Here is a 14,028-nt window from a genome sequence, read left to right as displayed (position 1 = left end):
TCGTCCGTATTTTATATTTCGTATATTATTCTATTTGTTGTGGTGTTCGGTGAACTAATAGTAGTATGAACACGATAAATACAAATACAGCAATCATTGTGAAGAATATCGTTCCGTTTGATATTTGAATAATTGTTCCGCCTAATATTGGTCCTATCATACTACCAATACTGAATGACATTGCGATCATTAAGTTTCCAGCGGGTAGGTTATGCTTTGGTGTTAAGTCTGTCATATAACTTACACCTAAACCATAAAATGATCCTGTAAAGAGTCCTGCAATTAAAAATAATCCCATCATTATAAAGGTTGTATTAGGTAAAAAGTCACCTAAGAGGAATATGATACTTCCAATTAAAGTTAAACAGAGTAATACTTTTTTTCTACCATGAATGTCACTAAACATTCCTAACGGTACTTGGAATAGAATAGCACCTAAGCTGAACGCTGGTAATATTAATGTGATACTCGTTACATCAAGACCATTTCTTAAACCATAAACTGGAAAGTTACTATGTAGTCCCGCTTCGAATAATCCATATAATAATGGAAACATGAAAGCAATCCATGATGTTTTTATGACGTCTCCGAAGTTTTTCAATGTATTAATCATGCTAATAGGACGCACATTCGATGAAGGAAATTCATTATGAATTAAAAGTACTAACGAAATGGTAATGATAGAGAGCATTGCTGAAAGAATAAATGGTAATGCTTCTGAAATGTCTACGAGTTTAGCTAATAAAGGTCCAAGCATAAACCCTGCTGAAAAACTGAATCCATATACTGAAATTGTTCTACCAAGTTTATGTTTCGGTGTCATATGTGTTAACCATGTTTGTGTACTAAAATGAAGCATGTTATCACCAACACCAATTAAAAGTCTTAAAATAAACCATATAGATAAAGTTTTTAATGTAGGGAATAACAATAAAGATAAGGCAACTATAGCGCCACCAATTAGTATCATATATTTAAAACCGGATTTACGTACAAGTCCTTCAATAAAGAATGAAGAAAGAAATACGCCAATATATAAAGAGGTTGCATGTATACCGTTTAATGAACTAGAAATGCCGTTACGTTCAAATATTACTGAAATTAATGGTAAGAGCATTCCTTGTGAGAAACCGGAGATAGCTACAATAATTGAAAGTATAATAAATAATTTTTTGAATGAAGAATTTTTCATTTGTTAGCCTCCCACTAAATTTTACATCTTAAGTATTTTATCATAGAGATAAATGACTTGATATATTTAAGTTACTTTTTAAAATTTAAATTAGAAAGTATGATAAAATAATATAAAATTATATAACCTGAGGAGTATTGAATAATGTATAAATATGAAGACGATAGTTTAATGTTACACACGGATTTATATCAAATCAATATGGGCGAAACTTATTGGAATGATGGGATTCATGAACGTAAAGCTATATTTGATCTATATTTTAGAAGTATGCCATTTAATAGTGGGTATGCTATTTTTAGTGGATTAGAGAGAATTGTACAATTTATTGAAAATTTCAAGTTTACAGATTCAGATATTGAATATTTGAGAGAAATTGGATATCAAGATGATTATTTAGATTATTTAAAAGCTTTACGTTTTACAGGTAACATTAGAGCGATGAAAGAAGGGGAGTTATGTTTTAATAATGAACCTCTCCTTAGAGTTGAAGCACCATTAATTCAAGCTCAACTAGTTGAAACAGCGCTATTAAACATCGTGAATTTCCAAACTTTAATTGCTACGAAAGCAAGTAGAATTAAGCAAGTGGTACGTGATGAAATTGTCATGGAATTTGGTACAAGAAGAGCACAAGAAATGGATGCTGCTATATGGGGTGCAAGAGCAGCGGTCATTGGGGGCTTTGACTCAACAAGTAATGTTAGAGCAGGTAAATTATTTGGTATTCCGATTTCTGGGACACATGCTCATTCAATGGTACAAACTTATGACGATGAATACATTGCTTTTAAAAAGTATGCTGAAAGACATAAAAATTGTGTTTTCCTCGTAGATACATTCCATACACTTAAATCCGGTGTACCAAACGCTATTAAAGTAGCAAAAGAGTTAGGCGATAAAATTAATTTTATAGGTATTCGATTAGACTCAGGTGATATTGCGTATTTATCTAAAGAAGCAAGAAGAATGTTAGATGAAGCGGGATTCACTGATGCAAAAATATTTGCTTCAAATGACTTAGATGAAGAAACAATCACAAGTTTAAAAGCACAAGGAGCAAAAGTTACAGCTTGGGGTGTAGGTACTAAACTTATTACCGCATATGATCAACCAGCTCTTGGTGCTGTATACAAACTTGTGGCAATTGAAGATGAGAATGGTGAACTTTCAGATCGTATTAAAATTTCTAACAATGCAGAAAAAGTTACGGTCCCTGGTAAGAAAAATGTCTATAGAGTTATTAATACTTTAACGAACAAATCTGAAGGAGATTATATAACTTTAGAACACGAAGAGCCAAACAAAGAAGAACGTTTAAAAATGTTCCATCCCGTTCATACTTATAAAATGAAATATATTAAAAACTTTAAAGCTGTTGATTTACATCACGATATTTTTACAAACGGTAAACTTGTTTATTCATTGCCAGAAATTAATGATATAAAACAATTTGCATTTGATAACCTTGAGATATTATGGGAAGAAAATAAACGTTATTTAAATCCTGAAGAGTACCCTGTAGACTTAAGTAAAGCTTGTTGGGATAATAAGAATAAAAAAATATTTGAAGTTGCAGAAAGAGTTGCCGAATCTATTAAGGATGTGGAACAGTAATGAGAGATTTGCAATCAATCATAGTTAAAGAAATGAATGTAAAAAAAGTAATAGACCCTAAAAGTGAATTTGAAGAGATTAAACATTTTTTGAAATCTTATATAAAAGCTCATAGTTTTGTGAAGTCATTAGTATTAGGTATTTCAGGCGGTCAAGATTCAACATTGCTAGGTAAAATAGCACAGTTAACAGTAGAAGAATTAAATGCTGAAGAAAATGAACAATATCAATTTATCGCTGTTAGATTGCCTTATGGTGAACAGTTTGATGAACAAGATACACAAGATGCTTTAGATTTTATTAATCCAAGCAAACGTATAACAGTGAATATTAAACCTGCAGTTCAAGCAAGTATTCAATCATTAAAAGAATCAGGTGTTGAACTTACAGATTTTCAAAAAGGAAATGAAAAAGCGAGAGAGCGCATGAAAGTTCAATATTCAATTGCTTCAGCACATAGCGGTATTGTACTAGGAACTGATCATTCGGCTGAGAATATTACTGGATTCTTCACTAAGTTTGGTGATGGTTCTTGTGATATAGCTCCTTTATTTGGCTTGAATAAAAGACAGGGTAAAGCAATCTTAAAATATTTAAATGGTCCAGAACATTTAATTAATAAAGTACCTACTGCTGATTTAGAAGAAGATAAACCAGCTTTACCAGACGAAGAAGCTTTGGGAGTAACTTATGATGTAATTGATGACTTTTTAGAAGGTAAAAAAATAAATGAAAAAGATCAAGAAATTATTCAGAATCATTATGTAAGAAATGCACATAAAAGAGAAATGCCTTATACAAGATATACTTGGCCAAAATAATGCGTGACTTTCATAAGTTTGATTGATAAAATAATTCCAGTATTTTAATAAATGGAGGGTTTGCATGTCAGCTATATTAGATAATCCATGGCTAATGGTACTTTCTATATTTGTAATTAATATAGTATATGTATCCTGTTTAACAATGAGAACGATTTTAACACTAAAAGGATATCGATATATAGCCGCTGCTGTGAGTGTACTTGAAGTAGTCGTTTATGTTATCGGGTTAGGTTTAGTAATAAATAGTCTTGACCAAATTCAGAATATATTAGCTTATGCACTTGGATTTGCAACGGGTATTATTGTAGGCATGAAGATAGAAGAAAAGATAGCATTAGGTTATATCGTTGTGAACGTTACAACTGCAGAATATGAAACAGATTTACCTAGAAAGTTGAGAGACTTTGGGTATGGTGTTACACATTATGTTGCAAAAGGAAGAGATGGAGATCGTCTTGTAATGCAAATATTAACACCACGTAGATTTGAATTGAAATTAATGGACACAATAAAACAGTTAGATTCAAAAGCTTTCATTATTGCATATGAACCTAAAAACATTCACGGTGGTTTCTGGGTTAAAGGTGTACGAAGTAAAAAATTAAAGGCGTATGATACTGATGAAGTTTAGAGTTGAAGAAAATGAAACGATAGAAATGTGTCTTAATAGAATGAAAGAACAAGGTTATACACCAGTGAAAAGATTTGAAAAACCTGTCTTTATCGAAAAGAAGAACGGTGATATTGAAGTACTTAGACAAGAAATACAATTTGTAGGCAAAAAAATGAATGATTAAATGATTATTTGAAATCAAAATACCCTTGGAAGTTAGTCGAAAAATATAACTTCCAAGGGTATTTTATTTTTATATTGTCTTTATTTTTTATGAAAAAACAAAGATGCGATTATAAGAACATATAAATTATAAATGGGAAACTACTTTCAATTTATTATCCGACTGTTACAATATATAATGAGAGAGATAAATGATTTAACAATCTAATTACGAACTTTATTTGATATTTTATAAATAATGTACGTGTTACAAAATGTTTGTTATAATGTAAATGACTAAAAAATGATAGGAGAATTTATCAATGATTGAACGTTATTCTAGAGAAGAAATGGCTAATATTTGGACTGAACAAAATCGTTTTGAAGCATGGTTAGAAGTTGAAATACTAGCGTGTGAAGCATGGAGCAAGTTAGGACATATTCCAGCTGAGGATGTTAAACTAATAAGACAAAATGCTAAAGTCGACGTTGATAGAGCTAAAGAAATTGAACAAGAAACGCGCCATGATGTCGTAGCGTTTACTAGACAAGTATCTGAAACATTAGGTGAAGAACGTAAATGGGTACATTATGGTTTAACGTCAACTGATGTTGTTGACACTGCGCTTAGTTATGTAATTAAACAAGCTAATGAAATTATAGAAAAAGATATAGAAAGATTTTTAGAAGTCTTAAAGAATAAAGCGATTGAACATAAGACAACGTTAATGATGGGTAGAACACATGGTGTACATGCTGAGCCAACAACATTTGGTATAAAAATGGCACTTTGGTATACAGAAATGAAACGTAACTTAGAAAGATTCAAACGTGTTCGTGAAGAAATTGAAGTTGGAAAAATGAGTGGTGCAGTTGGTACTTTTGCGAATATTCCACCTGAAATTGAAGAGCATGTATGTAAAGAATTAGGTTTAGATTATGCACCTGTTTCTACACAAACACTACAACGTGATCGCCATGCTTATTACATTGCAACTTTAGGCTTAATTGCAACTTCTATTGAAAAATTTGCAGTAGAAGTACGTGGTTTACAAAAAACTGAAACACGTGAAGTAGAAGAAGCATTTGCAAAAGGTCAAAAAGGATCATCAGCAATGCCACACAAACGTAATCCAATTGGATCTGAAAATGTAACAGGTTTAGCTCGTGTTATTAGAGGATATGTTACAACTGCATATGAAAATGTACCATTATGGCATGAAAGAGATATCTCTCATTCATCAGCTGAAAGAATCATGTTACCAGATGTTACAATTGCTTTAGATTACGCTTTAAATAGATTCACTAATATCATTGATAGATTAACTGTTTATCCTGAAAATATGAAACGTAATATCGATAAGACATTTGGACTTATTTATTCACAACGTGTTATGTTAACACTTATTAATAAAGGGATGGTTAGAGAAGAGGCTTATGATATCGTTCAGCCAAAAGCAATGGAGTCATGGGAAACACAAACACCATTTAGAACTCTAGTAGAACAAGACGAGAAAATTACGAACTTGTTAAGTGAAACTGAATTAGATGAATGTTTCGATGAAAAGCATCACTTAAATCAAGTAGATACTATATTTAGAAGAGCTGGTATTGAATAAAATTCTTTATACTGTACTTTAATAGGTTAGTGCGTTAAAATGCAATTAATGAACTTATATTAAACAGGGGTTGATTTTTTGCAAATCGAAAAATTAAGAGGTAAAGCATTAGACGAACTATTTGATGCTGTACTAACACTAGAGACTAGAGAAGAATGTTATCAATTTTTTGATGATTTATGTACTGTCAATGAATTACAGTCATTATCACAACGATTACAAGTTGCGAAAATGATCAAACAAGGATTCACATATGCACATATCGAGAAAGAATCTGGCGCATCAACTGCGACTATTTCTCGAGTTAAAAGATCTTTACAATGGGGTAATGATGCATACACGATGATACTTGAAAGAATGAATATTGATTTTGAAAAATAAATAGTATGAATACTTTTTAAGATTAGGATATAAATGTCCCAGAAATTTATTAAGAACAGAAACTCATTATTAATAATGAATTTCTGTTCTTATTTTTTATGAAAATATTACCCGAAAAGTAATAGACTTTGTTGGCATTTTTTTATGCGCATGCTTTCCGCGGGCAGGTAAGAGGTACGTTAAAAGCAGATTTGAATACAAAATGGAGCTTAAGACATAAATATCCTAAAACTTTAAAAAGAGCAGAAATTCATTATTAAAATTGAATTTCTGCTCTTATTTTTGTATAAAAACGGATATTTCTAACGATTTTGTAAGTGCTGACGCCTGAGGGAATAGTATGCGTGAGAGACTACAGGCTCGAACCATACCCCTAGGCAAGCATGCACGAACAAAATCGTAAGATTTTATAAAAATGGTTATTAGTAGTGATTTTGTAAAGTGCTGACGCCTAAGAGAATAGTATGAGTGAGAGACTACAGGCTCGAACCATACCTAGGCAAGCATGCACGAACAAAATCGTAAGATTTTTATAAAACTAGTTTATTGGTAGTGATTTTGTAAAGTGCTGACGCCTGTGGGAATAGTATGAGTGAGAGACTACAGGCTCGAGCCATACCCCTAGGCAAGCATGCGCGAACAAAATCGTAAGATATGCTTATTTATTTTGATTAATTATTAAAATAGTAATATAATAATTAAATTCAGTAAATTAAGGAGCGTTACACATGAAGAAACTATTTTTAATCGTTGGAATAACTTCTATAGTGTTAAGTGCATGTGACGTAAATAATGATTCAAGCAATCATTCAAATACAGAGGATAAATCATCTACAGAAGAACAATCTAATGGTCAAAATAACAAAAGTAATCAAAAAAATGAGCAACCTAATATTAAGAAGAAAGATGGCATAACTTATGTTGATGGTCATGTTTTCGCAAATAAGAAAGTAGACTTACCTAGTGATTACGCACCAGGTGAAAATAGAACTGCAAGAAATCAATTGAACCAACTGATTCAAGATGCTAGAAATGATGGATTAGATGTTGTTTTTAGAAGTGGATACCGTTCATATGAAGAACAAGAACAGTTATATAATGATTATGTAGCAAGAGATGGAGAAAAAGCAGCAAATCAATATAGCGCGAAACCAGGTAAATCTGAACATCAAACTGGATTAGCATTTGATGTGGGATCTAATAAAGCGACTGATGATTTTAGAAAATCTTTTGGTAATACAAACGAAGGAAAATGGATTAAAGAGCATGCACATAAATATGGTTTTATCGTGAGATATCCTAATGGTAAAGAGAACATTACAGGTTATCAATATGAACCTTGGCATTTAAGATATGTAGGTAAAGATTTAGCAAATGAAATAAATAAGCAAAATACAACATTAGAAGAATACTATAATTATGGTATGTAAGAAGCGAAAAGTTCGCTTCTTTTTTTATGTGAATTAACCTATTTAGTTTCGGAATTTAAAGGTAAAAATGCTATAATTAATCTTATGATATTTAAAGGAGTTTAACTATGTACGATATAAAGTTATGGAAACATGTGTTTAAATTAGATCCTGCTAAATCCATTACAGATGAGGATTTAATGATGGTATGTGAATCTGGTACTGACGCCATTATAATTGGTGGTACAGATAATGTTACAGAAGATAATGTATTAAATCTTATGAGTCGTGTTAGACGCTATCCATTACCATGTGCTTTAGAAATTTCTAATATTGAAAGTGTTGTACCTGGTTTTGATTTTTATTTTGTACCGAGTGTATTAAATAGTAATAAAGTTGATTACCACAATGGTATACTTCAACAAGCAATAAAGAAATATGGTTACATGATGGACTTTGATGAAATATTTCTTGAAGCTTATGTCGTCATGAATGAGGATAGTAAAGTTGCTAAACTGACAGAAGCTAGAACTCAATTGGATATTGAAGATTTGATAAGTTATGCAAGAATGGTCGACAAGTTATATCACATGCCAATATTTTATTTAGAATATAGTGGGAAATATGGAAATGTTGATGAAGTGAAAGAAGTGAAAGAACATTTAGAAAATGCTCAGTTAATATATGGTGGGGGCATTAACAATAAAGAAAAAGCTAAAGAGATGGCTGAATTTGCTGATACAATCGTTGTTGGCAATATTATATATAAAGATTTGAAGAAAGCTTTACAAACAGTAAAAGTAAAACAATAAAGGAAGGTTTTTATGAACGCATTGTTAGATAGAATGAATGACGAACAAAAACAAGCAGTCCAAACAACTCAAGGCCCATTACTTATTATGGCAGGTGCTGGTAGTGGTAAGACAAGAGTGTTAACACATAGAATCGCATATTTATTAGATGAAAAAGAAGTTAATCCTTACAATGTGTTGGCTATTACATTTACAAATAAAGCAGCTAAAGAGATGAAAGAAAGAATTAGTCATTTAGTTGGACCTGAAGCTGAAAGCATTTGGATTTCAACATTCCACTCAATGTGTGTAAGAATCTTAAGACGCGACATTGATCGAATAGGAATTGAAAGAAACTTTACTATTATTGATCCTACTGACCAAAAATCTGTTATAAAAGAAATTTTGAAAAAGGAAAACATAGATAGTAAAAAGTATGAACCTAGAACATTTATTGGAGCAATATCAAACCTCAAGAATGAATTAAAGACTGCTGAAGATGCAGAAAAAGAAGCAAATGATTTCTATGCAATGATGGTTGCACGTGTATATAAAGGATATCAAAATAAATTATTGAGAAATCATGCGTTGGATTTTGATGATTTAATTATGATGACGATTCAACTGTTTGATCGTGTACCTGAAGTATTAGAATTTTATCAAAATAAATTCCAATATATTCATGTGGATGAATATCAAGATACAAACAAAGCGCAGTATACACTTGTTAATTTATTAGCAAGTAAATTTCAAAATATTTGTGTAGTGGGTGACTCTGACCAATCTATTTATGGTTGGAGAGGCGCGGATATTAAAAATATTTTATCGTTTGAAGAAGATTATCCAAAAGCACAAACAATCTTTTTAGAACGCAATTACAGGTCTACAAAAACGATTTTAACAGCTGCTAATGAAGTAATACGTAATAATTCAGAGCGTAAACCAAAAGCTTTATGGACAGATAATACATCAGGTGAAAAAATTAAATATTATGAAGCTACAACTGAAAGAGACGAAGCGGAATACGTTATTCGTGAAATCTTAAAGAAAAAACGAGAAGGCTATAATAATCAAGATATAGCTATATTATATAGAACGAATGCTCAATCTCGTGTACTTGAAGAAACATTCTTGAAATCAAATATTCCTTATACAATGGTTGGCGGAACGAAATTCTATGATCGTAAAGAAATTAAAGACATACTTAGTTATTTAAGATTAGTATCAAACAGTAATGATGATATAAGTTTTGAAAGAATTATTAATACACCTAAACGTGGTGTAGGTCCAACATCTGTTCAAAAAATCGCACAATATGCAGCTATGAATAACTTGAGTTACTTTGATGCTTTAGGTGAAGTTGATTTTATAGGATTATCTAAAAAGGTCACTCAAGAGGGTGCTGATTTTTATGAGATGATGAATAACTTAATGCAACAGCAAGAGTTTTTATCTATTACTGAACTTGTTGAACAAATATTAGATAAATCTGGATATAGACGTATGCTTGAAAATGAACAAACTATTGAATCTCAAAGTAGACTTGAAAATATTGATGAATTCTTATCAGTTCCTAGAGACTATGAGAAAAATACACCTATAGAAGAACAATCACTTATGAATTTCTTAACAGATTTATCATTAGTTGCAGATGTTGATAATGCTGATCTAGAAGCGGGCGTTACATTGATGACAATGCACTCTGCAAAAGGATTAGAATTTAAAGTTGTCTTTATAATTGGTATGGAAGAAAGTATTTTTCCACACTTTAGAAGTTTACAATCTGGCGAAGAACATGAAATGGAAGAAGAGCGAAGAATAGCATATGTTGCTATAACACGTGCTGAACAAGAGCTTCATTTATCTCACGCCACAACGCGTACTTTATTTGGTAGATCTCAAGCTAATATGAAATCTAGATTCTTAAAAGAAATTCCAGAAGATTTACTGGATGGTGTTAAGCCGAAAACTTCATTTAAAACAAAACAGACTTCTGCACCGAAACGTGGATTTGCAGGACGTATGAATACGCAACAAAAACCAGAAACTTCATGGAATGTCGGTGATAAAGTTACTCATAAATCATGGGGAGAAGGTATGGTCAGTGCTGTAAATGATAAAAATGGTTCAGTTGAATTGGATATTATATTCAAAAAAGAAGGACCAAAACGTTTATTAGCTCAATTTGCACCAATTGAGAAAAAGGGAGAGTAAACTATGGATGAATTAAAAACAAGAGTTGAAGAACTCCATCAACTGTTACATCGTTATAATCGCGAATATCATGTATTAGATAACCCAACTGTACCTGATAGTGAATACGATAAGTTATTAAATGAATTAATTTCTATAGAAGAACAGCATCCTGAATTAAAGACGGCTGATTCACCAACTGTTAGAGTTGGTGGACCACCGTTATCTCAATTTGAAAAAATTAATCACGACACGCCTATGTTGTCTTTAGGGAATGCTTTTAATGAGGAAGACTTAAAAAAGTTTGACCAACGAGTTAAAGAAAAAGTAAATCATGTTAAATACACTTGTGAATTGAAAATTGATGGGCTTGCAGTTTCACTAAAGTATGTTAACGGACGCTTTGTGCAAGGCTTAACACGAGGTGATGGTACAACAGGTGAAAATATAACCGAAAACTTAAAAACAATACATGCAATCCCTTTAACAATTAAAGAACCACTATCTATAGAAGTTCGTGGTGAAGCATTTATGCCTAGAAAGTCATTTATGTCTTTAAATGAAATTAAAGAGCAAAAAGGTGAACAACTTTTTGCCAATCCAAGAAATGCAGCTGCAGGTTCTTTAAGACAGCTCGATTCTAAATTAACCGCAAAAAGAAAACTTGATATATTTCTATATAGTGTAAATGATTTGACAGAAATAGAAGCGGCTAGTCAATCTGAAGCATTGAATAATTTAGACGAATTAGGATTCAAAACGAATAAAGAAAGAGAAACTTTTGATGATATTGATGGGGTCTTATCTTTTATTAGTAAATGGACGGAACAAAGAAATCAACTGTCCTACGATATTGATGGTATAGTCATAAAAGTAGATGACCTCAGTCAGCAAGAAGAACTGGGCTTTACACAAAAGTCTCCGAGATGGGCAATTGCATATAAATTCCCAGCTGAAGAAGTGTTAACAACTTTAAAAGATATTGAGCTTAGTATTGGAAGAACTGGTGTCGTAACACCTACAGCAATACTAGAACCTGTTAAAGTAGCAGGGACAACTGTATCAAGAGCATCTTTACATAATGAAGACTTAATACACGAAAAAGATATTCGTATAGGTGATAAAGTTATTATCAAAAAAGCTGGAGATATTATACCTGAAGTTGTTAGAAGCATTGCTGAAGATAGAACTGACGATAGTGAAGTTTACCATATGCCAACGCACTGTCCTAGCTGTGAACATGAGCTAGTCAGAATTGAAGGAGAAGTTGCGTTAAGATGTATAAATCCTAAATGTCCTGCACAACTTGTTGAAGGTATGATTCACTTTGTTTCTAGACAAGCAATGAATATTGATGGTCTAGGTGATAAAATAATAGAACAACTTTATCAAAATGATAAAATTAAAGATGTTGCTGATTTATATTACTTAACAGCAGAAGATTTGTTACCTTTAGAACGTATGGGTGAGAAAAAAGTTCATAATTTATTAACTGCAATCGAAGCATCAAAAGAAAAGTCTTTAGAACATTTATTGTTCGGATTAGGTGTTAGACATCTTGGAACAAAAGCTAGTAGAATTATATCTGAAAAATATGAATCAATTGATCGATTATTTGAAGTGACAATTGATGATTTAACATTAATACCTGATGTAGGGCATAAGATGGCTCAATCACTTGTTACTTATATGGAAAATGAAGATATTAAAGTATTAATAGACAAGCTAAAAAAGAAAAATGTTAATATGTCTTATACAGGTACAAAACAATCTGAAATAGAAGGTCATCCTGATTTTAGTGGAAAAACATTTGTGTTAACTGGTAAAATGGCAGAGATGTCAAGACCAGAAGCTACAAAAGTAATCCAATCACTTGGTGCAAAAGTAACAGGAAGTGTAACAAAAAATACAGATGTTGTTATTGCTGGTGAAGATGCAGGTTCCAAACTAGAAAAAGCTGAAAAATTAAATATCGAAGTTTGGTCAGAAGAAGATTGGTTAAACAAATATCGTAATATCAATGAATAGAGGTTAAAGATATGAAAAAAGGGTTTCTTATTTTAGCGTCTGTAATATTGCTTTCAGCATGTTCATCAGATACTACTCAAAAAGCAGATCAAGAAAAATCTGATAAAGAAAAAGAGCAAACAAAACAAATATCTACAGGTATGCAAATTTCTAGCGATTATTACCGTACTTTATTACCATTCAAAGTCAGTGCTGCTAGAGGATTAACACAAGACAACATGATTTCAAGTTATAACAGTGAAGCATTCGAAAGTGGTTTGTTAGATATAAGTAAACAAACATTTTCACCAGATGATTACCTATATAGAGATGGACAGTTTTTAGATAAAGATACTGTAAGTGCGTATTTAGCACCTAAATATACTAAAGCAGAAATTAAAGATATGAGTGATGAAGAAAAAGAGCAAAGTAAAGCTAAAGAAAACCTAGGACTCAATCCAACGCATGATGGAGAAACAGATCCTGAAAAAATAGCAGAAAACTCACCTACATACTTATCTCATATAATCGAACAAGATTATTTCACAGAAAGTGATGCTAAAAAACAAAAAATATCTGGAATGACAATTGGATTAGCAATGAATAGTGAATATGTTTATCAAAAAGAAGATTATGGTGAAACTTATACTAAAAACTTAGATAATAAAGAAGTTCAGAAAAAAGGTAAAGAAATGGCTGAAGAAATATTATCTCGCTTACGTGTAAGAGATGATCTTAAAAATGTTCCTATTAATTTCGCTATCTTCATTCAATCAGGTGAAGGTGATATTAAACCTGGAAAATTTGTTGCCCATGCATCTAGTGAAGGCGGTAAAAGAACAGTAAAAAGTTGGGAAAAAATTAATCAAAAACATGTTACACTCCCATCTTCTGAAGCATCAAACTTAGATAAAAATTTAAATACTAATTTTGAACAGTTTAATCAAGACTTACAAAAGTACTTCCCGAATTTCACACAATCAGTTGGTACTGGTAAGTTTGATGATGATAAACTTACTGAACTTGAAGTGAAAATTCCACTTGATTATTATGGAAAAGCTGAAGTAATAGGGGTTACACAATATGTAGCTGATTTATCTCAAAAATATTTCAAAGGTGTAGATGATATTGAAATATCAATTGTTGATGGGGAAGAACCACAAGCTTTAATTACAAAAGATAAAGACGATGATGAACCACAAATTCATATTTATAAATAG

At 31.6% G+C, this 14,028-nt stretch carries 12 protein-coding genes; 11 read left to right on the top strand and 1 reads right to left on the bottom strand.

Annotated elements, in window-relative coordinates; translation table 11 throughout:
- Nucleotides 1-25 precede the first annotated feature (25 nt).
- Nucleotides 26-1,192, bottom strand: a complete 1,167-nt coding sequence (locus LQ608_RS08900) for an MFS transporter (RefSeq protein WP_239751373.1) — start codon at nucleotides 1,190-1,192, stop codon at nucleotides 26-28.
- A gap of 144 nt (nucleotides 1,193-1,336) precedes the next feature.
- Here LQ608_RS08900 and LQ608_RS08895 point away from each other — a divergent pair, with 144 nt between their 5' ends.
- The 11 genes from LQ608_RS08895 to LQ608_RS08845 all read left to right on the top strand — a co-directional run bounded on the left by LQ608_RS08895 (nucleotide 1,337) and on the right by LQ608_RS08845 (nucleotide 14,028).
- Complete coding sequence (locus LQ608_RS08895) at nucleotides 1,337-2,809, top strand: nicotinate phosphoribosyltransferase (protein WP_078358220.1); 1,473 nt, start codon at nucleotides 1,337-1,339, stop codon at nucleotides 2,807-2,809.
- Entirely contained in the window at nucleotides 2,809-3,630 is an 822-nt protein-coding gene (gene nadE, locus LQ608_RS08890; protein ID WP_239751371.1) for an ammonia-dependent NAD(+) synthetase, read from the top strand. Before LQ608_RS08895 ends, nadE begins: the two co-directional genes overlap by 1 nt.
- A 64-nt stretch (nucleotides 3,631-3,694) precedes the next feature.
- Nucleotides 3,695-4,264, top strand: a complete 570-nt coding sequence (locus LQ608_RS08885) for a DUF2179 domain-containing protein (protein ID WP_078358224.1) — start codon at nucleotides 3,695-3,697, stop codon at nucleotides 4,262-4,264.
- Nucleotides 4,254-4,430 carry an NETI motif-containing protein gene (locus tag LQ608_RS08880; RefSeq protein ID WP_078358225.1) on the top strand — a complete coding sequence of 59 codons (177 nt, stop codon included), beginning with the start codon at nucleotides 4,254-4,256 and terminating at the stop codon, nucleotides 4,428-4,430. The genes LQ608_RS08885 and LQ608_RS08880 overlap by 11 nt, the downstream gene beginning before the upstream one ends.
- 301 nt (nucleotides 4,431-4,731) lie before the next feature.
- Nucleotides 4,732-6,027: an adenylosuccinate lyase gene (purB, locus tag LQ608_RS08875; RefSeq protein WP_115337266.1), complete on the top strand. Its 1,296-nt coding sequence runs from the start codon at nucleotides 4,732-4,734 to the stop codon at nucleotides 6,025-6,027.
- Between the two features lie 78 nt (nucleotides 6,028-6,105).
- Nucleotides 6,106-6,408 (top strand): YerC/YecD family TrpR-related protein, encoded by a 303-nt coding sequence (locus LQ608_RS08870; protein ID WP_078358228.1) that lies wholly within the window; start codon nucleotides 6,106-6,108, stop codon nucleotides 6,406-6,408.
- 728 nt (nucleotides 6,409-7,136) lie between these two features.
- A complete protein-coding gene (locus LQ608_RS08865; RefSeq protein ID WP_239751369.1) occupies nucleotides 7,137-7,838 on the top strand; it encodes a M15 family metallopeptidase in 702 nt (233 codons plus the stop codon).
- Between the two features lie 107 nt (nucleotides 7,839-7,945).
- A complete protein-coding gene (gene pcrB / locus LQ608_RS08860) occupies nucleotides 7,946-8,629 on the top strand; it encodes a heptaprenylglyceryl phosphate synthase (protein WP_239734531.1) in 684 nt (227 codons plus the stop codon).
- 12 nt (nucleotides 8,630-8,641) lie between these two features.
- Nucleotides 8,642-10,822 carry a DNA helicase PcrA gene (pcrA, locus tag LQ608_RS08855; RefSeq protein ID WP_078358233.1) on the top strand — a complete coding sequence of 727 codons (2,181 nt, stop codon included), beginning with the start codon at nucleotides 8,642-8,644 and terminating at the stop codon, nucleotides 10,820-10,822.
- Between the two features lie 3 nt (nucleotides 10,823-10,825).
- Nucleotides 10,826-12,829, top strand: a complete 2,004-nt coding sequence (ligA, locus tag LQ608_RS08850; protein WP_239751367.1) for an NAD-dependent DNA ligase LigA — start codon at nucleotides 10,826-10,828, stop codon at nucleotides 12,827-12,829.
- Between the two features lie 11 nt (nucleotides 12,830-12,840).
- Complete coding sequence (locus LQ608_RS08845) at nucleotides 12,841-14,028, top strand: CamS family sex pheromone protein (RefSeq protein WP_239751364.1); 1,188 nt, start codon at nucleotides 12,841-12,843, stop codon at nucleotides 14,026-14,028.

Source organism: Mammaliicoccus sp. H-M34, from assembly GCF_022386495.1.
Taxonomy (GTDB): Bacteria; Bacillota; Bacilli; order Staphylococcales; family Staphylococcaceae; genus Mammaliicoccus; species Mammaliicoccus fleurettii.
Note: the sequence above shows the minus strand (reverse complement) of the source record. Positions and strands in the feature narration are given on the sequence as shown.